At 36.1% G+C, this 23138-nt stretch carries 24 protein-coding genes and 1 pseudogene; 11 read left to right on the top strand and 14 right to left on the bottom strand.

Annotation, left to right across the window (positions count from 1 at the left end):
• Positions 1 to 60 precede the first annotated feature (60 nt).
• Positions 61 to 192 (top strand): annotated as a pseudogene (locus FFX44_RS07235) (zinc-binding alcohol dehydrogenase family protein); the annotation flags it as partial.
• Between the two features lie 327 nt (positions 193 to 519).
• Here FFX44_RS07235 and FFX44_RS07230 read toward each other — a convergent pair.
• Positions 520 to 1248, bottom strand: a complete 729-nt coding sequence (locus tag FFX44_RS07230) for a hypothetical protein (protein ID WP_289979327.1) — start codon at positions 1246 to 1248, stop codon at positions 520 to 522.
• Positions 1249 to 1327: 79 nt separating this feature from the next.
• The gene (locus FFX44_RS07225; protein ID WP_289979325.1) at positions 1328 to 1486 is read right to left on the bottom strand and encodes a hypothetical protein; all 159 of its coding nucleotides are present in this window, start codon (positions 1484 to 1486) and stop codon (positions 1328 to 1330) included.
• Between the two features lie 308 nt (positions 1487 to 1794).
• Here FFX44_RS07225 and FFX44_RS07220 point away from each other — a divergent pair, with 308 nt between their 5' ends.
• Both FFX44_RS07220 and FFX44_RS07215 read left to right on the top strand, forming a co-directional pair.
• Positions 1795 to 2073, top strand: coding sequence for a type II toxin-antitoxin system RelB/DinJ family antitoxin (locus tag FFX44_RS07220; RefSeq protein WP_289979322.1), 279 nt, complete (start codon positions 1795 to 1797; stop codon positions 2071 to 2073).
• A complete protein-coding gene (locus FFX44_RS07215; RefSeq protein WP_289979320.1) occupies positions 2063 to 2365 on the top strand; it encodes a type II toxin-antitoxin system YafQ family toxin in 303 nt (100 codons plus the stop codon). Before FFX44_RS07220 ends, FFX44_RS07215 begins: the two co-directional genes overlap by 11 nt.
• Before the next feature lie 26 nt (positions 2366 to 2391).
• On the opposite strand, the gene FFX44_RS07210 is transcribed toward FFX44_RS07215, so the two are convergent.
• The 6 genes from FFX44_RS07210 to FFX44_RS07185 form a co-directional block, all read right to left on the bottom strand.
• A complete protein-coding gene (locus tag FFX44_RS07210; protein WP_289979319.1) occupies positions 2392 to 2541 on the bottom strand; it encodes a hypothetical protein in 150 nt (49 codons plus the stop codon).
• Between the two features lie 151 nt (positions 2542 to 2692).
• On the bottom strand, positions 2693 to 3454 hold the full coding sequence (locus FFX44_RS07205; RefSeq protein ID WP_289979318.1) for an SDR family oxidoreductase: 762 nt from the start codon (positions 3452 to 3454) through the stop codon (positions 2693 to 2695).
• A 139-nt stretch (positions 3455 to 3593) separates the two neighbouring features.
• Positions 3594 to 4193 (bottom strand): SAP domain-containing protein, encoded by a 600-nt coding sequence (locus FFX44_RS07200; RefSeq protein WP_289979314.1) that lies wholly within the window; start codon positions 4191 to 4193, stop codon positions 3594 to 3596.
• Positions 4194 to 4246: 53 nt separating this feature from the next.
• Complete coding sequence (locus FFX44_RS07195; protein ID WP_289979312.1) at positions 4247 to 5197, bottom strand: zinc-binding dehydrogenase; 951 nt, start codon at positions 5195 to 5197, stop codon at positions 4247 to 4249.
• A 285-nt stretch (positions 5198 to 5482) separates the two neighbouring features.
• The gene (locus FFX44_RS07190; RefSeq protein ID WP_289979310.1) at positions 5483 to 6052 is read right to left on the bottom strand and encodes a cadmium resistance transporter; all 570 of its coding nucleotides are present in this window, start codon (positions 6050 to 6052) and stop codon (positions 5483 to 5485) included.
• A 203-nt stretch (positions 6053 to 6255) separates the two neighbouring features.
• Positions 6256 to 6804, bottom strand: coding sequence for a GNAT family protein (locus tag FFX44_RS07185; RefSeq protein WP_289979306.1), 549 nt, complete (start codon positions 6802 to 6804; stop codon positions 6256 to 6258).
• A 136-nt stretch (positions 6805 to 6940) separates the two neighbouring features.
• Here FFX44_RS07185 and FFX44_RS07180 point away from each other — a divergent pair, with 136 nt between their 5' ends.
• Both FFX44_RS07180 and FFX44_RS07175 read left to right on the top strand, forming a co-directional pair.
• A complete protein-coding gene (locus FFX44_RS07180; protein ID WP_289979303.1) occupies positions 6941 to 7063 on the top strand; it encodes a hypothetical protein in 123 nt (40 codons plus the stop codon).
• Positions 7064 to 7197: 134 nt separating this feature from the next.
• Positions 7198 to 8280: an Ldh family oxidoreductase gene (locus FFX44_RS07175; protein WP_289979302.1), complete on the top strand. Its 1083-nt coding sequence runs from the start codon at positions 7198 to 7200 to the stop codon at positions 8278 to 8280.
• 243 nt (positions 8281 to 8523) lie between these two features.
• Here the strand turns inward: FFX44_RS07175 and FFX44_RS07170 are convergent, their stop codons facing one another.
• Entirely contained in the window at positions 8524 to 9537 is a 1014-nt protein-coding gene (locus tag FFX44_RS07170) for a lipoate--protein ligase (protein ID WP_289979300.1), read from the bottom strand.
• Positions 9534 to 9971: an OsmC family protein gene (locus FFX44_RS07165; RefSeq protein ID WP_289979299.1), complete on the bottom strand. Its 438-nt coding sequence runs from the start codon at positions 9969 to 9971 to the stop codon at positions 9534 to 9536. Before FFX44_RS07165 ends, FFX44_RS07170 begins: the two co-directional genes overlap by 4 nt.
• Before the next feature lie 341 nt (positions 9972 to 10312).
• Between FFX44_RS07165 and FFX44_RS07160 the strand changes: the two genes are divergently transcribed.
• The 3 genes from FFX44_RS07160 to FFX44_RS07150 are packed head-to-tail and all read left to right on the top strand — an operon-like array spanning position 10313 to position 15400.
• The gene (locus FFX44_RS07160; protein WP_289979298.1) at positions 10313 to 11989 is read left to right on the top strand and encodes a hypothetical protein; all 1677 of its coding nucleotides are present in this window, start codon (positions 10313 to 10315) and stop codon (positions 11987 to 11989) included.
• Positions 11953 to 13692 (top strand): 6-pyruvoyl-tetrahydropterin synthase-related protein, encoded by a 1740-nt coding sequence (locus tag FFX44_RS07155; RefSeq protein WP_289979295.1) that lies wholly within the window; start codon positions 11953 to 11955, stop codon positions 13690 to 13692. Before FFX44_RS07160 ends, FFX44_RS07155 begins: the two co-directional genes overlap by 37 nt.
• Entirely contained in the window at positions 13685 to 15400 is a 1716-nt protein-coding gene (locus tag FFX44_RS07150; RefSeq protein ID WP_289979293.1) for a hypothetical protein, read from the top strand. The genes FFX44_RS07155 and FFX44_RS07150 overlap by 8 nt, the downstream gene beginning before the upstream one ends.
• Positions 15401 to 15542: 142 nt before the next feature.
• Here the strand turns inward: FFX44_RS07150 and FFX44_RS07145 are convergent, their stop codons facing one another.
• Entirely contained in the window at positions 15543 to 16148 is a 606-nt protein-coding gene (locus FFX44_RS07145; RefSeq protein WP_056991454.1) for a DedA family protein, read from the bottom strand.
• A 142-nt stretch (positions 16149 to 16290) separates the two neighbouring features.
• Between FFX44_RS07145 and FFX44_RS07140 the strand changes: the two genes are divergently transcribed.
• Positions 16291 to 17124, top strand: coding sequence for a hypothetical protein (locus FFX44_RS07140; RefSeq protein ID WP_289979284.1), 834 nt, complete (start codon positions 16291 to 16293; stop codon positions 17122 to 17124).
• Positions 17125 to 17372: 248 nt separating this feature from the next.
• Here FFX44_RS07140 and FFX44_RS07135 read toward each other — a convergent pair whose 3' ends face one another.
• Positions 17373 to 17978: a histidine phosphatase family protein gene (locus FFX44_RS07135; RefSeq protein ID WP_289979281.1), complete on the bottom strand. Its 606-nt coding sequence runs from the start codon at positions 17976 to 17978 to the stop codon at positions 17373 to 17375.
• 28 nt (positions 17979 to 18006) lie between these two features.
• Complete coding sequence (locus FFX44_RS07130; protein WP_289979279.1) at positions 18007 to 18732, bottom strand: GntR family transcriptional regulator; 726 nt, start codon at positions 18730 to 18732, stop codon at positions 18007 to 18009.
• A gap of 549 nt (positions 18733 to 19281) precedes the next feature.
• On the opposite strand from FFX44_RS07130, the gene galE reads away from it, so the two are divergent.
• Complete coding sequence (gene galE, locus FFX44_RS07125; protein WP_289979276.1) at positions 19282 to 20277, top strand: UDP-glucose 4-epimerase GalE; 996 nt, start codon at positions 19282 to 19284, stop codon at positions 20275 to 20277.
• A gap of 156 nt (positions 20278 to 20433) precedes the next feature.
• On the opposite strand, the gene FFX44_RS07120 is transcribed toward galE, so the two are convergent.
• Positions 20434 to 20736 carry a hypothetical protein gene (locus FFX44_RS07120; protein WP_289979272.1) on the bottom strand — a complete coding sequence of 101 codons (303 nt, stop codon included), beginning with the start codon at positions 20734 to 20736 and terminating at the stop codon, positions 20434 to 20436.
• 271 nt (positions 20737 to 21007) lie between these two features.
• On the opposite strand from FFX44_RS07120, the gene FFX44_RS07115 reads away from it, so the two are divergent.
• Positions 21008 to 22930 (top strand): fructose-1,6-bisphosphatase, encoded by a 1923-nt coding sequence (locus FFX44_RS07115; protein WP_289979269.1) that lies wholly within the window; start codon positions 21008 to 21010, stop codon positions 22928 to 22930.
• The last annotated feature ends 208 nt before the right edge of the window (positions 22931 to 23138 follow it).

Here is a 23138-nt window from a genome sequence, read left to right as displayed (position 1 = left end):
TGTATGAGATAAGTTATGCTTGTTCCTAGAAACTCGGTATTTTAGTGCCGACGTAAGTCACTAGACCAAGAAATTATAAAAACTACTTTGAACAAAACACTCTCGCCAATTAATGTTGCAAATCTAAAGAGAGCTCACAAATTGGTTGAGTCTAATCATATGATTGGCAAAGTTGTTGTCAGTAATGAATAATTTTTCTAAGCAGTTTCACTTGCAGTCCTTCAAAAATATGAGAAAAATTTTATACAGCTTTCAAAGAAGACCATGGTAAAGCGTCATCGTTAAGTCAAAAAAATAAATGTGTGAAAGAAATAGCTTCAACCCTTTTTTATGGAGAAGGTGAACCGTACTGAAATAATTGGAATAAATTTTAATGTTTCTATGAGGGGATGGGTCAAAAGTTAAATTTTGATTCAGTTCCTCTATTTATTCCGTATAAACATGTTCCATAAGTAAAAATTCTCTGTCTAACTTCGAATTACTCATAGCAAAGTACAAGAACGGTTCTAAGATTACACATCAACAATGTTGTAGTGAGATACGACCAACCAGTAAACAAATAGAACTGACTAAAAAGTTTACTAGACCACCAATCAACAAAATTTGAAAACTTGGAATACCACCTAATGCATTGATAATTAACAATCCAACAGGATATGTACCTATAGACAATGCATTATACAAAGTAAACACCTTTCCTTGATCTGCCGCTGAAACCTTATCCATCAAAACGGCATACATAGTTGCATTAACAAATGGCACAACAAATCCCGATAATAAAAGACCGATTATCCCAATATATAAATTTACTGATGCAACGATAATAATACTAACAGCCGCACCAATGTATCCGAAAGTTAAATTGCCGTAATTATTTTTAAAACCACCTTTCCAAGAAAAAGTAATTCCGCCAATTAAGGTACCAACAAATAATAATGCACTTAAAAATCCATATAATGTATTACTGGTCAACGAAAAATCAAGATTCATTGCCAATTTAGATATATCTTTAATCCAATATTTTGAAGTCATTGGTAGTAAAAGGGTCACAATAAAAGGTGCAAATAGATTTCCAGAAGTATCTAGAATTGCAAGTATTTTTAAATAATTATCCGATTTTAAGATCTTAACTCCAGCAGTCAAATCTTGTATAACGGATTCACCTTTATGAGTATCTGTCGGAATAGCAAAGAAAAATAATGGAATTGAAATAATCACGTATGAAATTGCATCAAGAAAGACTACCAATGGCTGAGATGCATTCTAAAATTAATATTGTAATAAACTCTTTTTCACTCTTCATCTATAAAATACTCCCATCAACAATTTAATTTAGAAAGGCAATATTTTTCAATTTTATCACTACCTGCTCCAAAGCATCAGTATAAAATTGAATATCATCAGTTAACTTACTTGTAACTGTTTGTTTATTTGCCGTACTTTTTGAGTTACGTAACTGTTCAATTTCACTTTCAAGATATGACACCCTTTTGATTTTCGTGAAGAAGAACCCCTTAACTTTGGAAGAGGTGTTTTGCAATGGTTAAAGAGAGTTGATATTATGATTATTCTTTGAAATATAGACCGACAACAGATAAAGAGACACAATTCTTTTCGAGCACTATTATAAGATAGAGACTTGCTAAAGTGGCAAGGGTTCTTCTTGAGTGACCAGACAGTTGCTATGTAATAATCTCTTTCTTAGCTAATCTGGAAATTGGATAGTTGAAATAATTATAAAAAGGCAATATAATAAGTGTAATACAATGGTAAACACAAAAGGGGGGAGATTAAATGAGCAATACCGTGATTAAAAACAAGACGATTTCAACTCGCGTGACATCCGATATTAGTGAACGAGCTAAAGCTAACCTAGCGAAACAAGGGTTAACTGTTTCTGAGTATATTCGTTTATCTTTGGTTAAGGCGGCCAACAATGAAGTTCGTTTAGTTAGCTTTTTAGATTCTCCAGAAGCCTTAGCAGCTAAAAAAGAAGCAGAAACGGGTCAGGTAAAAAAGATTGGCTCCTTGACGGACTTTGATGATTGGATCGATAAGTTAGATGCAAATTAAGCAGACCAAGTCTTTCGAACGAGAATTAAAAAAATTAGCGAAAAAGCACTTTCCGATAACTATCTTGAAGCCTTGTTTAAAAGCAATTGCTGAACAAGACGTACTTGTTTTGAGACGGATTAAAGATCATGCATTGAAAGGGCAGTGGCGTGGCTATCGTGAATTTCATCCTGCCAGATATGGAAACTATGGTAAAAATTATGATAACTGGATTGTCGTTTATCATCTAGACCATAACGAATTGGTTTTGTTATTGGTTGCAACCGGGTCGCATGAGATCTTGAATCAATAGATAAATTTGAGGGCCCTATTATTTAACTAATTTTGAATTTGCTTGATATTATAGTACTCTATCCAAGAGTTTATTACTGCGCTCAGTTCTTTTCTCACAACTGTCGCTTTAACTTGAATACTGGTATGGTACTCTGCAACTGCTTTAATTTTTACTTTCAGTGACACTTTTGTCATAAATAAATACCCTCAAAGTTATGTTCCAACTTTAGGGGTACACGTCAAGATGAAGCTATTTTCTTAAGACATTACAACGTCGGTAAGATTTGAGCACTAACACGAAATTATGAACACAGCACATACTTTGCTATGAGTAATTTAGACTATGTTACTTTTGAACAGGTTGTCCACTGTAGATTTCAAAACCTGCAGAAACAGGGATGTTTTCACCAGTAATTGGGTTGGATTCATCAGAGGCTAAGAAGTACATGACACGTGCAATATCATCAGGTTCTGCTAATTTTCCCAGTGGGCTGGCCTTTTTGAAGGTATCAATCACTGATTGAGGATTAGCCTTAAACATGGGAGTCATCGTTGGACCTGGATTAATATTGTTGACTCTAATACCGTATTTGCCATAGTCAAGAGCCATTGCACGTACAAGATTGACTAAAGCACCCTTAGCAGCATTGTAAGCAGCCATATTATAATCACCGGTCAATCCAGATATAGAAGCTGTATTGACAATTGTTCCTGCTTTTTGTTTTATCATGTCAGGTACAAATGCTTTTGTCATCAAGTAAACCGATTTTACGTCAATTGCCATGATTCTATCCCAAGCATCTTCAGCAACCTCATGCAAGGCACCTTTGGTAAAAATACCTGCATTATTGATAACACTATCAACTTGACCGAATAGTTGGCTGGTTTTGATCTTTAAGTCAGCTACAGAAGCAGCATTTGAGACATCAGTTTTTTGAAAAGCAACTTGTTTTGTTGAGTATTTTGAGGATAATTCTGTATATACTTTTTCACCAAGTTCTTTATTAAAATCTGCTATCATGACATTCCAACCCTTTGACAGGAAAAGCTTGGATGCACTGAGACCCATTCCTGATACTCCACCTGTAATTACAACTGTTTTAGTCATCTATAATTCCTCCAATAGTTTGTAAAATAATTAACAAGTACATTCTACAGCAAACTAGATTTTAAAAACAGTTAAATAAAAAAATTAAGCTGATTTGAAGCTAGTCTCTGTCCAGTAATATTTTAAAATTTCTAACGGATTATGGATCTTGTGTTTGTTGAGAGTACCGATGAAGCAAATCATGAGAATATTTCTTTGGTTTGTTTGTAGCTTTTACAATATTCCAAAGTCTGGCAGCTGTTTTCATACGAGAATTGAAGTTTTTACTAGCAGGATCTCTATTGAAGTCCTTGACAAAATTATTCCATTGATAAGTTTGTTCCTCAGGATTATCGCTAATTTGTGTAGTATTTTCAAATTCAGTGATGAAATCTCGAATGGTATAGTCTGTCTGTTTTTGTGTTTCAACACGCCGTTTAATAATCGCCATTTCTTTTTTAAAGCTGAATTTTTTAACGTGATAATAATTAGCAAAGAAGAGACGGGCTTCGCTATTAAACTTGAAACCATCACCGATTAATCGTGTGTCGAATGTGATTTTTGTTTCTGCTGAAATTTTATTGTTATTTGTACGAAATGGGTTTATATCTGACGGGTTTGTCCCGTTTAAAAAAAGTATTAAATACTGATTTAGTTCAGCTTTTGTACCATATGTGGGGAGACCACGTTCGCGGCACAATTGTATTAATTCAGTTTTGTAAAAGTAACATTCTATTAAGTCGTCTTTCGTCAGTTGCATCTAATTCACTCCGTTATCATATTAATATTAGAATTTGCTCAAAAAGGTTATTTTCATGGTCTTAACAAGATTTTTCCAGCGCTTTTTCCAGATTCTAAATATTCATATGCTTTTTGGCCTTCAGACAGCGGAAAGATTGTAGGCTCACTGACCCGGATCTTCCCTTTTTGAAAATAACTAAATAGCCTCTGACTACGTTTTTTTCGTTCGTCTGCACTGTTTAGATAATCCCATAAGTCTCCTGTTAGAATGCTTTTTGATTGTACTAATAATTTTAGTGGGTCAATTTTAGGTGGATTTCCACCAGCCATGCCATAAAAAACAACTTTCCCCTTGTTAGTCGCAAGAGATAGACTCTGTTCAAGTGTTTTTCCTACACCGTCATAAATAGTATCAAATTTTCCTTGCAAGCTTTGACTCCACGGAGTAGTTCGCAGAAAGACTTTTACAGCTCCTTGATTAAGAGCTAAGTTCTGTTTTGCAGATGTTGAAGTAGAGCCATACACATTCATCCCATCACTGGTCAATATTTGAGACAATATTTGGCCAACACCACCACTGATACCGTGAATAAATACGTTGCCACCGGGCATGTTTTTCCCAAGATCATGAGCTAAGAAATCTGCTGTTAATCCTTGCAGTCCAACAGAAGCAACTACTTTGGAATCCAGATTTTCTGGCACTCTAATTGCATTTTCAGATGGGACACTGACATATTCTGCATTGGCGAATGGTACGTCTACAAAGAAAACTTTATCTTTCAATTTTACCTCGTTGACATGATTGCCAATTGCAACAACTTCTCCTAGTGCTTCATAACCGTTGATGTAAGGCTGATGTTTTTCAATATGGTAAGTTCCGCGTCGGCGGTATATATCGGCAAAGTTTAATCCAATAAATTGGGTTTTAACTAATATTTGATTTGCATTTATTTGAGGAGAATTAATATCTCCGTATTTTAAGACAGAATTATCTCCAAAATCATTGAAATATAAAGCTTTCATATTATCACCTCGGGCTTGAAAATATATCCAGTCTCAGGATAACATAAAATCCAATTTTATCGTTGTTTTAATATTAATTCCATTTTCTTATGTTCAATGAACTGAGTAGAAGGGAGTGTGCCATAAGTCGGGAAAATTTGAGTACTAATTCGAAATTACGAAAATCGTGAGTACTTTGCTATGAGTAATTCGAAGTTAGACGGAGAGTTTTGACTTATGAAACACGTTTATACGGAATAAACAGAGAAACTGAATCAAAATTTAACTTTTGACCCAGCCCCTTATTTAAAATAAGCTAATAATATGTTGAATTAATCCTGTATCAAGCATAACAAAGAGCCCAATTAGAGTATAAATTAGTCGCGTTAATGGTGCTCCCCAACGAGTAAAAATATTTTTGATAATAGGAAGCTGACCAAAAAAATAAGCTAGAGTTAGAGTAATGGCAGTCAAGATAATAAAATAAATCATTGTCACTAGGATGCCAGTAAAAGTCATTGTTGCCAAAACTGGAACATAGACAGCTATGTTATCAGCACCGCAGCTGACTAAGTATATCAATAAGACTGCGGTAATTCCCTTTCGGCTACTTACTTGTGTTCCATCAGCATCGTCTTCACCTTTAATTCCCATATAAATCGGAATTAATCCGAGGAAGCCAATGCTCCAAGCAGGGATAAAACTTTGAATTAACTGGCCAGCAAATGCGCTAACACAGAAAATTAAGAGCATTCCTAATTCATAACCAAATAAGTTATCCTTAAAATTATATTTTTGAAGTAGAAATAATAAAATAATAAAAAAGTCTAAGTTAACGCCAATGAAAAGCATTGTGACGAGTGGCAAATTCTGCATAATATTTAATCCTTCCATAATTAGATTAATGAGCATGTATTAATATATACATATGTTATCATTATCATATGAAAGAATCAATGTATTTATGTATAGAAGAGATGCTAGCTTGTTAAAGTATTCCTTGAATTGGTGAGCTAACAGCAATGTTCGAGAAAAAGTCGGGTCAGATATCTTGTTTTAAAGAACTGAAATAGTAAGAACTAGTGTTTCTTCCATTCTTCTTTAAGTAATGACCAGACATTCTCATCATGAAAACCGTTGGCTAGCAGCTCATTTGCGCGAAGTGAGCCATCAAAATGGAAACCAGCTTTTTTTGCAACTTGATTACTGCGTACGTTTTCTACTGCTGCATGAATTTCGATTTTATGAATATCATAGTCTGCAAACCCAAGCGTACATATTCCAGCAACGGCTCGATGGATAATCCCGTTACCTACATGTTTGGTTCCTAACCAATAACCTATATCTGCACATTGATTTGTTGTGTTAAATTTATTGAAGCTGATCATTCCTGCAGGTGTACCTTTGTACAGAATAACCGTATTCAATGAGTGTTCACTACCAAAGTTCTTTAAGACACTTGTGAGGAACTTTTCTTCATCTACGACACTTTTCATTATGGGAACCCAAGGCAGCCAAACCTGTAATTCTTTTCGACTTTCTTCAATAATTTGAAAAAGAGGTTCAGCGTCGATTTTGGGTCTGGGCAGTGCTAGACTAACTTCAGAATCAATTTTGTATGCAAACATATACTTCACTCCTTAAAAAATATTAATTTTAGTGTACGCTATCCAGTACCAGAATTTCAATTAATTTTTTACGATTGACAACTATTAGAATTTGGTTTTTAATGACCATAAATAACTGTTGAGAAGAGATTCAGTCTTGTTATTTTTTAAGAGAGCACTGGCAGCTGAAAAGGTGCAGATAGCGACTGATGAAAATGAGCTCAAATTACTGTTGAATGGTGCAAGCTGTTCGATCGGCGGAATCCGTTATCATTTTTGACAATTTATGTCGTTGAGGTTTATCAATTGATAAACGAAGAGCAAGTGGTACCACGGTCAACCCGTCTTGCACTATGAAAATAGTGTTGAACGGGCTTTTTTGGTTGTTTAAAAATAAAGAAAGAAGTGTTTTTTATGCGAATTACTGCTGCAGCTGAAACTGAATTTTTAGAAAAAGTTTTTCAAAAAGCTGGGTTTTCTGCTACTGATGGTACTTTATTAGCGGATACCTTGGTGGATGCGGATTTAAGAGGAATATCTTCTCATGGGATTCAACGACTTGATTGGTACATTCGAATGGTTCAAGATGGGACTATCAAACCGCAAAATCAAGTCAAAACTCTAAAGGAAACGGACACTAGCCTATTGCTTGATGCCAATGGGAATATGGGGCAGATTGCATCTGCTTTGGCAATTAACAGCTTAATTAAAAAGGCCCAAACCACTAATATTGCCATGGCTGTTATTCGCAATTCAAATCATTTTGGAACTGCGGGGTACTATTCTCGTCTAGCCGCTAAAGAAGGTTTGATTGGGATTTCAACCACTAATACACGGCCACTTGTTGTACCGACCAATGCAATTGAAGCTTTCTTGGGTTCAAATGCTTTTGCTTTTACCTTTCCAGCTGACCCGCATCCCTTTGTTTTTGATGGAGCTACGTCAAGTGTCTCCAGCGGTAAAATTATGGTTTTGGCTAAAAATCAAAAACCAATTTTGGGTGAATGGGCTGTTGATGGTGAGCGAAATATCATTCACGATTCGAAAAAAGCTGCTGAAATTTTATCCGAAGTTGCTTTTACGGAGCATCAATCTGGCGGTGGAGTGTTAACTCTTGGTGGCAATCGAGAAGAAAATTCAAACTACAAGGGTTTTGGTAACTCGCTAGTTGTTGAATTGTTAACGGGTATCTTAGCTCAAGGTTCAATTTCGGCTGACACCAATACCGGTAAGCACGATTTCAGTCAATTCTTTATGGTTATCAATCCGGCCTTTTTTGGTGATTTAGCAACTTTGAAAGCTAACGCTGAGAAGATGTTTGAACGTATCCGGAACTTAGATCATATCCCAGGGACACACATTATGATTCCTGGCGACCGTGAATATCGTAATTACGATCATAATTCAAAACATGGCGTTGTTATTGATCCGAAAACTACCCAGGAAATTACGGCAATTGCTGAAAAATTTGCGATTGAATTGCCACAAGCACTTTAAAAGTAATATACAAAAGAGCCACAATTACACTGAATCTACAAAAAGTTCAAGACTGAGTCAGATCAAAAACTACATTTTGATCGGGCTTTTTTCTTGAACTCAGATAAACGTGTTTCATAATTTAAAATTCTCCGTCTAACTTCGAATTACTTATAGTAAAAATAGTGACTTCCAAAATCCAACTTTTTTGGAAGTCACTATTTTTATCAATTTATGGTACACGCCCTCTGCTTTTTTGTGCAGTTATTCTTGCCGTACCAGCAAATCAATAATTGACTGGTGCTCAATCTTACCAAAATAGGGCTGTAACTCCACATTAGTCAACGCTTGCGTGATTGCTTGACGTTCATAACGGACGCCAATTAATTTTGCGGCAAACTGTTTAACATCAGCCTGACCTAAAAAGTCGCCATAGACTTGCAGATAACTGATACAGCCATGTTCAATCTGCAAGCGAAAGTCAATCGTTCCTTGAGTAAAATGCTGGCGCTGCTGAATTGCAGCCAGTGGGGAACTTCCATAGACCCAATTCCAATTGCTGAAAAATTTTTGATTAATGGCATTAACAGCCTGCTTGGCAGTATCATCTAAAAGATATTCGTTAGCTTGCTTCAAATCGTCTACTTGTAAGATTTTTTGTGCCAGCGCATCACGAAATTCTTCAATTGTTAGCTGCTGATATTCTGGAGTGAAAAACGGTTTGAGGTTGGTAACCCGGCTATGAACCGACTTAATTCCCTTAGCTACAATCTTATCTTGCGGTACATTCAATGCTTTTTCAATGACACTTAAATCAACATCATACATCAATGTTCCATGAGAAAACATCCGTCCGTGCTGCAGCCGCATAGCATTACCTGAAAACTTTTTACCATAAATCTGCAAGTCATTCCTACCAACTAGTTTTGCCCCAGTTGCTCCCATTTCATGTAAAGCGGTGATTACCGGCGCAGTAAACTTTGAAAAGTCGCCATTGGAATGACCATCATCCTTAGTAATAAAACTAAAACTAACATTTCCTAGGTCATCAAAGACTGCACCACCGCCAGAAGTGCGCCTAGTAACAATTATCTGTTGCTGGCGGACGTATTCCAAATTCACTTCTTCGTAAACATTTTGATTGCGGCCAAGGATAATACAGGGAGAGTTAATGTAAAAATACAGAATTGGTTCCTGCAAATCAGAGTGTTCCAGTAAATATGTTTCCAAAGCTAAATTATAGCGAATATCTCGCTGATCAGTTACCAAGTACTTCATTTGAATTCCCCCTCAAAGCCAAATTCATCAACTAATTCAACGCTGACATTTGAATTGCTAACTAGTAATTTAGCAACTGGACAGCGTTGTTCGCAAATTGCTAAAATTTCTTGTGCTTCTTGTCGGTTCACTTGGGGCAGTCTAACTTGCGCACGCAGCCAAAATTGAAATCCTTGATAGTCGCGGCCCATGTCGACTGCTACCCGAACAACAGCTTGATGCGACAGATTCCGTCGCTTTTCCTCTGCTTCAAGCGTGGCATTCAGACATGTTGCTAGTGCTGCTCCAAGCAATTGCTCGGGGTTAGTCCCAGGGACAGCTTTCAAGGGGCTGCTCGTTAATTGATTAAATTCACCGCCGGTTAGTGAACGGACATGGCCAGCAATCCCAGCTTTATTTTCAATTTCGGTATGATAGAGTGATTTTTTTTCCATAAAAGCTTCACCTCGATATAATGATTTCGGTTACATTCGACATTATTATATCAAATTTATTTATATTCAGCTTAATTTTTTCACTGCAGATGTGAAATAGTGCAGCCAATTCCTTTTTGTTGCTGAGTCTACTAGACAAAAAGAGTAGTTACTGACAAACAGTAATAAAAATGACAGGTTCTTAAAGAATATTTATTCAAATAATGGTTAAAAGTTCATAAAACGTTCATAAAATCAATGATATATTGGCTTATCTTTATAATCGAATAGCATTTTTGTTAATGGCATAATACATCCCTGTATTACTGGAAAATACAAAAAAAGTGAAAAGGATACGGTTCATGATTATCTATAAGCACATTAGGAAATGGCAAAGAGTATATGTTATACTTCTTTTTTTTATTTTAGCAATCATCACAACAGTTCCTGCCTTTTTAGGCGCTTATTTTAAAGTTACTTATGATGGCGGAGTTCATTTAACGAGGTGGGAGGCAGTTTATCAGGCACTAAAGCATGGAAAATTACCAGTATTGGTTAATTTTATTGGATTCCAAGGAATCTCAAATGCATATACAGGTCTTTATCCTTGGGTTACAAGTCTGCTCTTTATTTTACCGCGCTTTATTTTTACCGCTAACCCGATTGCAGCATTGTTTTGCGGTTTTGTATTATTGAATTTTTTGACACAAATTGCAGCCTATTTTATGATGCGTGAATTTACAGCTAGTAAACTGACTAATTTAGTGGGTGTGTGTTTCTACCAGTTCAGTGCATATCACATGGGGATAATGTTTGCCCGCAATGCAATGGGGGAAGCGATAGCGTACGCAATCTTACCGGTGGTGCTGACTGGTTGTCTCAGAATCTGGAGACGTGAAAGATGGGGCGGGCTTGTTCTTGGAGCGGGAATGGGGGCGTTGATAAATACCCATATTTTGTCAGTGTTAATCGTTTGTACGCTGCTAACAATCGCAGAAGTTGTACGAGTTTTCACAAGGAAAATTAACTTAGGTGAACTGCACCTTTTCTGTATGGCTGTTGGAATTGCTGTGTTGACCAGTCTATATACAATCGTCAATATTTTGACACTGTATATGAATAATAGGAATATAAATACTCCAGGTCATGGCTTATCTCCTGTAGGTGGTTGGCAAGTACTGCAAGCCTTGTTTGCTAATAGTATTGAAGATACGCCAATCATTTTTAATATTGGCTTAGTTGAAACGGGAATGCTGATATTTTTAGGAATAATGATGTTAGTCAAACACAGTGGCAACTGGTGTTTTTGGACAATGATTGCCTTAGGAATATTTTTCTGTACATTAAGCTGGCTGCCACTCCAAAAAAGTATTTTTGTTAATTCTTTTTTTGGCAATATTCAGTTTTTAGGGAGAATGCTTGCTTTTGTATCGCTCTTTCTTGCTGTAAGTGTAACTGTGTTCTTTGAAGAAAACAAAGTTTTAGATAACAATAAAATCGTTTTATCTGTCTTGTTAATCCCACTAGTATTAATGAGTATCTCTGCGGTATACAGCTATCATATAACGAAGAATGATGACCCAACTCGCTACTATATCAGCACATCGAAAGAGTACAAGAAATTGGTGAACAAGCAGGCAACTGGTGGTGATTATATTATTAATTATTCACAAGTTAAAGGCAAAGTCAGTACGGTAGCAAATCTAAAAAAGATAGAGAAATATAATAGCCTGAGCTTTGATTTTAATAATACAAGTCAAAACAAGAAGGAACGTAATTTCTTATTAGTTATATATAAGGGCTTGAGTTATCATATCAGTGTAAATCATAAAAAAGTAAACGCAAGTGCTCCAATTTTTAGAACAATCTTAAAGCCAGGAATAAACCATATTAAGATTAGTATGGCTGCAGGAATAAGGGAGTATTTGACATTCAGCATAATGTTATTAAGCAATATCATTGTTTTTTATATTTTATTGTTTAGAGGAAAGGGTATTAGAATATGCGGCAAAAAAGAATTTTTCAAAAAGCAGCACTAGTTGTATTATTTGCAGCGTTATCTCTTGTATATGTTGCGCTAGCATGGCATACCAAGACTATCTTAGTCGGGGATGATCGAATATTCCACATGGAGAGATTGGAAGAAGCATATAAGAACATAAGCAACGGTCATTTTATTTCGATGATTTCAACGTATAGTTTTGGAAAAGTTGGGCAAGCAATTAACACTTACTATCCTTGGGGAAATCTATTATTTTATGTGCCAATTAGAGTTTTTTTGAAGAATCCGATTACGGCCTATTACATCTATCTGGTATTAGAGCAGTTTTTAGGTTTAGTTTTAGCATATGTGTTTGCACATCGGTTGATGAAAAGAAAAGATGCAGCCATTGTTTTTTCAATTCTGCTTCGTTTTTCAGTATATATCATGTTTAATGACTTTGGCAGAGCTGATATTGGTGAGGCCTGGGCGTTTGTCTTTGTACCGTTAGCATTTCTAGGGTTATACCAACTTTTAAAAGGGAATTACTACTATGGATCAATCTATCTTGTACTAGGGCTAAGTGCTGAAATGTATTGTCATATTTTGACTACCATATTTACAATCGGATTGTTATTAGTAGTGTATTTATTAACATTCAAGTATCAGACGGAAAAGAAAAACGTTTTGATAACGAGCCTGATTAGTGCAGCCTTATTCGTGTTATCAACGGCCGCCGTGACTATCCCTATTATTCGTCAGTTAAGTGTCCACACGGTCGTACCAACAGCATCGTTTTTCACTGAAAAAGAAATTAGTTTTAATAGTTTGGTTTCTCTATCATTCGGCAATACCTTAGGACAAGGATTACCAAATGTTGGACTGGCAATCCTTGTAATTGCCTTGGTAGGTTTTATTGGTTTAAAGAACAGTAATTTATGGGAGACATACTCGTATATTTTAGGTGTATTGCTGTTGGTATGCAGTACCCTATTGTTTCCATGGTATATATTTAAAAATACACCGGTTGCACATATTCAGTTCATGTGGCGCTTATTACCGTTTGCAACCTTCTTTCTTGCCTTGTATGGAGCTTCCAAGATATGCAGTCTATATTCTTGGCGATTCAATGGTTTCAAATTAGTTATTTTAAATATTTCTCTTGTGGTTCTAGCATTAGGATCAATTGAGGGCTTTATAACTACACAATCCAAAAACAATGCGATTGCAACCACGACAACCAACTTCATGATGCCTTACGCATACCGATTAAACGCAAAAGGGTATTTAAATTCATTGTCACTAAATCAAGCAGCAGCGGAATCAGCCCGATATGAGGATTATGTCCCATACGCAGCCAACACAGTTAGAGAAAAGGTTTTTAATCATCAGGTTATTGTAAATGAACATAAGTATTATTTAAGTGCTAGTTCAATCGCCTCGGGGTATCAGCAAGTAACATATAGTATTGATAATTTGGAGAATAAGAGCTCTAGGATCGTCCTCCCTTTTTTTATCTACAACTCGAAAGACTATGTGGCTTATGTCAATGGTAAGGAAACACCACTTCATGCAAGTAAACATTCTTTGGCACTTGTTTATGTAAAGAATAAGCGCAGCGCGACGATAACAGTCAAATATCAGACGCCAGTGTTATATTTTGTTGCCAGATTGATATCTGGAACAATCATCTTGCTGCTGGTGTTTGGGGTGATCTATCTAAAACTGAAAAGGATGAAGAAGAGTGGTCAAAATGAATAAAGCTTCAAATACACAAAAACAATTATGCGTAATCTTAATTTGTCTAGTAGCAAGTGTAGTGGTTATGGTACCTTATTTCTGTGCCAATTCTCTCCATGCAGGAGTGGACATGTCGTTTCACCTTAACCGAATATATGATTTGGCACAGAATATTAAACATGGCAAGCTTTTCTCATACATCGAGACTTACGCAATGAATCAGGTAGGAACACCGATTAATATGGTATATGGTGTTTTGCCTGTTTATCCATTGGCGTTAGCCTTGTTAGTGATTAGTGACCCCATTTTGGCAATCTATGTTGGATGGTGTTCAATAGTATTTATATCAATGCTTATTTCGTATTTCTGTGGCCTAAAATATTGGTATGGCAATAAAAAGAAAGCCCTAATTTTTTCTTTTGTCTATGTTTTATCAGCATATAATTTTAGTTGGATGTTTCTAACCTTTGATGTTGGTCAAACTGCGGGATATGTCTTCTTACCGTTAATTGGATACGGAACGTACAGTATCTTTTTTAGGAAAAAGGCAGAATGGCTCTTGCTAGCATTTGGTATGACGGGTGTTATTTATTCACATATATTGAGTTTCTTGATGTACTTAGTTGTAGTAATGTTAATTATTGCAATTGCATTATTTACAGCCAGCAATTTCTGGCGAAAGTTGAAATATATTGTTTATGCAGGGATTGCGACACTGCTAATGACTTCATTTTACTGGGGTACATTGTTTACAATATATACAAGTAATCACCTGTTCATCACCAAGTCCGGTACGCTTTCAACAGCGGGTACAGGTTTAGGAGACGCCATAATAAATGCGTTAAATAATGATGAATCAGTGGGAGCTTTGCTGGTAATAACGACGATTATGGGGTTATTCTTATGGAAAAAGCAGAGTGTTACTAATAGAATTATTGGCATGATTGGTGTCATTTTTTTTATTGCAACGACAAGTGTTTTTGAATCAATTTGGAATTTCGTCAATAAGACACCGATTGTTGTTCTTCAATGGACTGGCAGAATTTTGTGTATCTCGAATTTCTTTCTAGCAATATTTGCTGTTGAGACACTTTGGATTCTTATCTCAAAGACAAAATATGTTCAGCGCTGGACGATGGTTGTCTTTGCGCTAGTTGTAATCTCATTATTAAGCACCTCGTATAGTTTCTTAAACACACGTACAACTCAGACTGTAATTGACTATAAACCTAGCAGTGAAAAAGCATTGCCCTTTTCAAATTATCAAATAACTTCAAAACGGGGTTTTAATTATATGGTGAAAGGCTTTAATGAAGGGGTAGGTTCCATTGATTATTGGCCATATACAAGCATGAAAAAGTACATGGTTGAGATTCAAGAACACGTGGCTTTGATAGGTGGGCAAAAGCAAAAGATTACATCACATAGTATTTCAAATGGAATTATTTATAAAATATATACCTCTAAAAATAATGTGTCCGCAGATTTGCCTTTTTTGAATTATAATTCATATCTAGTTACTATTAACGGGAAAAAGGCCGCTTATACCAAAACAAAGCGTAACACAATTGGTGTGGTGTTAAGGAAGGGCAACAATAAGATTAGCATAGTATACAAAACTTCAGTTATTATTAAAATAGCCGAATTTGTTTCATGGATTACCGTGGTAATATTAGTTCTTCCTAAAATTATCAAAGGCCTAAAAAATTATAAAAAAATAGACAAATAAAAGAAAGGAGAGTGTGCCATAAGTCGGGGAATTGTGAAACACGTTTATACGGAATAAATAAAGCAACTGAATCAAAAGTTAAATTTAGATTCAGCTGCTTTATTTTGGTGTTTTTGGACAAATGTATTTCTGAAACTTTATGTTACACTTTTTTCTTATAGATAAAGTAGCCTAAAATAAATAGTGCAGCTAACACTACTAGTGAAATCTTGCCATAAGATTCAATTATGTTAATTACGTGTGGCCATGCATGACCAGCCATCCGCCCAACAAAGATCAACACAGTATTCCAAACGAGTGTGCCAAGGGTTGAAAAAACAACGAAACGTCCAAGAGGATAGTCAGACATTCCAGCTGGAATTGAGATTAGACTGCGAATAACTGGAACGAACCTTCCAAAGAAGACTGCAGAATTGCCATGGCGTTTAAAAAAAGCTGCGGCACGTTCTAAATCTGCAGGCTTGAAATGCAGTATTTTACCAATGCGTCCTGCTAGAATTCGTTCTAAGCGTTCGACGGAAATAATCTTGCCAAAAAAATATAAAATTAAGGCACCAATTAGAGCACCAATTGTCGCTGCAATGATGCTGCCAACAATATTTAATTTACTAGAAAGGGTCATGAAACCAGTAAATCCTAGAATTACCTCTGAGGGAATCGGGGGAAAGATATTTTCAAGTGCAAGCAGCAAGGCAATCCCAAAATAACCATAATCGTTAATAATCTCTGTTAATAAGGATGAATTCATAGACACTCCTATTTTTCTTCTAATTCTACATAAATAATATTAAAAGGTCAAAGCAGATGAAGTAACAAAGAGAATAGTCACATAATAACCAAGAAAAAATGTTATAATTGCAGTTAACGAATTGAAAGCGAGGAATTGGTCGATGGGCAAGAAAGCTTGGCTTATAATCACTTTGGTTATTGCAGTGATTTTTATAGGCTATGGTTACACAAAACATGTTGAGACCACACAATATTACAATAATGCTATGAATGCAGGCGAACAAACTATCAGTGATGCTAGCTACCATCGAGCTGAGAATCAATTTCGTAATGCATTGAAGAAGAAACCAAATGATAGCTCTGCAAGTGCACATTTGGAACAATTAGAAGAATATCAAAAAGGTCTAGCTGCAATTAAAAAGCAAGAATATAGTAAAGCAATTATTAATTTTAAAAAAGTAACTAAAATAGATAATGGCTCACAAACATTATTGCTTAGGGCAGTTTCTAAAGAAATTGAACTCAAAGAAGTTGTACATGAACTTAAGATTTTCAATAAAACATACAAACGTGCAAAAGTGTTGGCAACTAATTATGAATATACAGCTTCAAATACAAAATTAGCTGTGATTTTGGGTTATGGGAATATTACACAGTCCTACTATCAAGATATTAGGAAAAAAGCGCGTAGCCTTGAACACAATAATAACCAAGTTCTTGCTCGTCTAGGGTACAATGTTTCAAGTGCAGATGAGTCAAGTGAAGAGAAAGCAGCAACAGATATCTTACCAACTATTTCTTCTTCAACAAGAGGTCATTCATCTTCTGCAAGCTCAAGAAAGATTACCAGTGCACAAATCAAGCAGGCACGAAAAGAAATTGCCAGTCAAGGAATTGATATTAAAGCATTCAGTGATGCAGATGTCAAAGAAGTGATTGAACATGCATACGAGCAGAATATGTCAGTCAGCGAGGTTGCACGCGAGTTTAAATAAGTGTCTAGAGAATGAGCAGCCAATGGGTGCCATAAGTCGGTAAAATTTGACTTGTGAAACACGTTTATTCGTAATAAATAAGGGGGTCTGGGCTAAAAGTTAGCTTTTGGCCCAGACCCCTGTGTGCTGCGGGCTGTTACTGACAGAGAAACTGGATTGTAAATCTGATTTTTGGGAATAAGTAGAGAGGTTGGTCAAAAGTTAGCTTTTGTCTCGCCCATCTTTTCGATTTCAATAATTGAACTAGCTTATTCAGTTAAGTCGCGATTGAAGTATACGAGGGTACGCGTTGAAGTGGTCAACTCAATCTTTGTTAAACCAGCATTGTGCGGTTCGTTCAATGAACTTAGGTTATTAATTTCCAAAATAGCATTCAGCAGTAATTTAATTGTGAATCCATGGCTTGCGACCAAGATCTCCTGTGTTGGATAATTTAGTGCAAGTTCATTAAGAAAATCGTCTAATTTTGCGGTGACTGATGCGAAATCATCACCATGAGAAACTTTTTCAGAATCTGGCAGCAGGTTCTTTTTTTCATCGAAAAATTCAGCAAAAAGGCGATGAATATCTACAACTTTTTGACCATCCCAATCACCATAATCGAATTCTTTTAGACGCTCATCAAAAATAGTTGTAGCTTCTGGCGCGATGATTGCGGCGGTTTGGGCCGCACGCAACAAAGGGCTTGCAAAAACTAGGTCAAAATGCAGCGATTTCTTTTCAAAAGCGTCATGGACATTTTTTGCCTGAATTTGTCCTTTTTCAGATAAGGGAGTATTAATCAAGCTTCCTTGAAGGATGCCTGCAGCGTTTGCTTTGCTTTGACCGTGACGCACGATATAAAGAGTTGTCATTATGTACCTCCAGAGAGAATTAAGATTTTTAATTTACAGAAACAAAAGAATTGAACTTCAAGTATTTATAGTGGAAGCGCATATGTGAGAATTCAAAAGGCGTCCCATCATCAAGAAAGAATATTCCTTCCATAATGCCAGTGGGCTCAGTAGGTAATAACCCTAGTAATTCTTGATCGTTTTTAGTCGATGGTTCGGCAAAAACAGAAAGGAACGATTTAGTAACTGACTGATGATGGTTTTTTTGTAGGTAATTAAAGATTGAACTTTCAATCGTCGATTTGGTTAATTCAGGGACTATTCTAATTGGAATATAGCCCGTTTCAATCATAAAAGGCTGGTCTTCGAACAAGCGCAGACGAACGATTTTGTATACAAAATCATCATGTGATAAGAATAAATCACGACGCAGTTCATGATTAGGCTTGATGACTTCAAAGGAAAGAACCTTGATTTTTGGCCGCTGCCCGTTCATCTTAAAGTTATCAGTGACACCTAAGTTGGAGCCTTCTTCATAATTAAAGACAGATTCATTTTTTAGATACAATGGATTGATAAAGGTCCCCGCGCCACGTTTGCGGAAGATAATGCCATCATTGGCCATGCGATTAAGTGCACGTTTGATGGAACTGCGGCTCACATTATACTGCTCACTGAGAGAGCGTTCATCTGGCAGGCGCAAATCGGGGAAATTACCTGCAAATATTTTCTTTTTTAAATCAGTAATTAATTGCTTATATACTAGTTCTGACATAGGATTGCCCCTTCTTAAGTTCTAAATAATAGTTAAGCACAAGTTAATAAAAACAACAAGTCTAGAAGAAAGGGAGTGCGCTATAAGTCGGGAAAATTTGAGTACCAATTAGAAATTCCGAACATAGTTAAGAACTTTGCTATGAGTAATTCGAAGTTAGACGGAGAATTTTGACTTATGAAACACGTTTACCCGGAATAAATAGAGAGATGGGACCAGATTTAGCTTTTGACTCAGCCTTCGATAAAAGATTACATTTTGGTATTAATTAACAAATTGGGAGATAATACTGGTAAAATGATTGAGAGAGACAGATAGTCTTCCAAATACAAATGAAACAAAAGAGAGTGTGACACAAGTTTAATCAGAGTGTGACATAAGTCGGGAAACTTTGAGCACTAACAAAAATTAAGAACATAGCATGTTTTTTGCTATGAATAATTTGAAGTTAGGCGGAGAATTTTGACGTGTGGAACACGTTTAATCGTAATAAATAGAGGAGCAGGTCAGAATTTATTTGACCCAGCTACTCCTCAAGGAGGAACAAACATGGCAATTTTAGTTTTAGGCGGTGCTGGGTACATAGGATCGCATACAGTAGATCGCTTGGTTGAACAAGGGACAGAGACTGTTGTTGTAGATAGTCTTGTCACAGGACATCGGGCAGCTGTTAACGACAAGGCAAAATTTTACCAAGGAGATATTGCAGATCGTGACTTTATGCGCAAGGTTTTCAAGGAAAATCCAGCGATTGATGCAGTCATTCATTTTGCAGCTTTCTCGGTAGTTCCGGAGTCTATGAAGAATCCACTTAAATATTTTGATAACAATACCTCGGGAATGATAAAATTATTAGAAGTTATGGTCGAAGCAGATGTGAAGAAAATTGTCTTTTCTTCAACTGCTGCAACATATGGAACACCAGAGAGAACGCCGATTAAGGAAACTGATCTGCAAAAGCCAATCAATCCTTATGGAGAAAGTAAATTGGCAATGGAAAAAATTATGCATTGGACAGATCTTGCTAATGGCATAAAATTTGTTGCGCTTCGTTACTTCAACGTTGCTGGTGCGAAGCCGGATGGTAGTATTGGAGAAGATCACAATCCAGAAACCCATTTGTTGCCCATTGTGTTGCAAGTGGCGGCAGGAACACGTGAAAAATTACAAATTTTTGGAGATGATTACAATACTCCAGATGGTACTAATGTACGTGATTATGTACATCCGTTTGATTTAGCAGATGCTCATATTTTAGCGGTTGAATACCTGACAAAGGGTAATGATAGTACAGCCTTCAATCTAGGATCTTCAACAGGGTTTTCTAACATGGAAATTTTGAAGGCAGCACGCGATGTTACTAAAAAGGAAATTCCAACAGAAATCGCAGCAAGACGCGGCGGTGATCCTGATACGCTGATTGCAGCATCAGATAAGGCACGAAAAGTCTTGGGCTGGAAACCACAATTTGATGATATCCACAAAATTATTGAGACTGCATGGAAGTGGCATCTGACACATCCAAATGGTTATAATGATAAGTAGAAAGATACCAAAAAGGTAGCGCTACTCAGATTCTATATGTGCTGACTCCAAAAATTAGGGTAAAACCTAATCTAGGGTGTCACTACAATAGCTGAATAGCGCTACTTTTTTTGTTTGGGTTAAAACCAATCATTTATATGAAATTAATATCAGAAACTAAAGAGCTTCAACTAGGTCAGCAGCATCATCAGATGATAATGGAAGATAATCTAAACCGATAACCTTTTCATCTAGAATCAACTTGAAGTTCCCATCCAATTCGGTAATTAGTGAATGCAGATTGTTAAGCTGTTCTGATTCAAAGCGATTAAATGAAAAGTTGCGCTTGTTTTTCATGGTATTTTCAAGCTTTTTGCAGAAAACAACATCCAAGAAATATCCATTCTCTTGATTAGATAAGCGCCATTCAGTATCCTTTTCAACACGTGCTTCCGTTTTCTCTATTGCTGTATTATTCATAATGAATCCTCCTTGTAGATTCCATTCAACCTAAAAACGATAACTATAAGATAGCACTAAAAAAATATTTTTACAACAAAAAAACTCAAATAATTACAAATTGGTATTGTTAATTAAATATGAACACTTGTAAGCATAATCAAGGGTTTTCAAGCGAGTTTGAGTGTTTGCTGAAAATTGGTATTTGTTATAATATGGGGGTGTGTTTCAGATAATCCGTTTCAAATGGCTATGCTTGCGAAAGAAATGGATTTACAGGAGGGATTTTGATATGTCATATGTTGAGAAATTGGTCCATGAGAAATTTCCGACTAAACAGGCAATAATAACAGAAATAACAAATTTAGAAGCAATTTTGAATCTGCCAAAAGCCACAGAACATTATGTCAGCGACTTACATGGTGAATTCAATGCATTTGACCATACTCTGAGAAACGGGTCGGGCAATGTTAAACAAAAGATTGTGGAGAACTTTGCGGGTAGACTGACACCCAAGAACATCCAGGACTTCGCTACCCTAATCTATTATCCTGAAGATGAACTAATATTTCAAAAAAGTGAATTACCAGATCAAGAAGCATTGGAGCAATGGTACCTTAATACAATCTCAAATTTGATTGAACTGCTGAAGGTAACCGCAACAAAATATACAAGATCAAAAGTCAGAAAGGCATTAAATCCTGATTTTGCGTATATTACAGAAGAACTACTCTACAATGACCAGCAAGAACACGACAAGAAGAATTATTATAATAAGATTTTGCGTAATTTGGTAGAGTTGAAACAATCGGATTATTTTATTACTGCAACTTGCTATACAATTCAAAGACTGGTAGTGGATCATTTGCATGTAATCGGAGATATCTATGACCGAGGACCTGCACCTGATAAAATAATGGAGACCCTCATGAAGTATCACTCTGTTGATATTCAGTGGGGAAATCATGATGTTTTATGGCTTGGAGCTGTAGCGGGTTCGGCACTATGTATGATGAATCTTTTACGAATCTGTGCAAGGTATAATAATCTTGCAATTATTGAGGAAGCATATGGGATCAATTTACGGCATTTATCAATGTTTGCTGAAAAAAATTATGGAGACAATGTTGCATTTAGGCCCAAGACACTTGAAAATGAAGATTTTATAATGCCAGATGAGAAGCTTCAAATTACGCAGATTCATCAAGCTGTCGCAGTAATCCAATTCAAGTTGGAGGGACAATTAAAAAAGCGCAGACCTGAATTTAAGCTTGATGATTTGGTTTTACTGAATCAAATTGATTGGGATAAAAATGAAATAATGATCGATGGCGTTAGTTACAAATTAGAGAACACATGTTTTGAAACCGTTAAGCATGATGCGTCGTTCGAATTGACACAAGACGAAACAGAAGTTGTTCAGTCACTGCTTAATTCATTCATGAATGCAGCAAAATTGAGAAAGCATTTAGATTTTCTGGTCAATAAAGGGAGTATGTATAAGATCTATAATGGCAACTTGTTGTTTCACGGATGTATTCCGGTTGTAGAAGATGGGACATTTCAGGCATTTGAGTACGAGGGTAAGCATTATGCAGGACAGCAGCTACTAGATTTTTGTGAACAAAAATTAAGAAAAGCTTATCACAAACCACATAAAGGCGAGAGCATTGAAGCTGATATGATCTGGTATTTGTGGCAAGGCACACTATCACCGCTTTTTGGGAAACACTGCATGACTACATTTGCACGTTATTTTATATCTGAAGATGAGCCTAAAGTTGAACATAAGAACGCTTATTTTGAATTGCGCAAGGAAGAATGGTTCTGTGAACAATTGCTTGGAGAGTTTGGACTTAACCAAGAAAGTGGACATGTGATTAATGGACATACACCAGTAAAAAAAGAGCAGGAACCAATTTTAGCGAACAAGAAAATGATTGTAATCGATGGCGGATATTCGAAGGCCTATCAACCTATTACGGGAATCGGAGGGTATACGCTGCTATATAATTCTTATGGTTTACAACTAGTGACGCATCACCCATTTACATCCAAAAATGATGCTGTGAAGAATGGACGTGACATTATATCAACTAGAAAGATTGTGAATCAAGAACTTGAAAGACAAACGGTGGCTGATACGGATATTGGAAGAGAAATCAAAAAAAGTCTAGGCATGTTACGTGAAATATTGAGTAAATATGATAATTGAATTATAGATTTTTGAATGAATTTAGAAGTACATCCTAGATTGTTTCTCCATGAACAAGTGTAGAGATAGCGCAGTTTTTGTGTGGTTTATCAAATGAATTTGAGCATCAAATATAGAAAAAAAGAACATATTTGTCTGTAACAGTAAAAAACCAAACAAAAAGGGTGTTGTCATTGCTTCTTTTTAGGTACAATGAAACCAAGGAAGA

It is taken from the genome of Lactobacillus sp. UCMA15818 (assembly GCF_030400225.1).
Taxonomy (GTDB): domain Bacteria; phylum Bacillota; class Bacilli; order Lactobacillales; family Lactobacillaceae; genus Liquorilactobacillus.
This window is presented reverse-complemented; position numbering and strand designations above follow the sequence as displayed.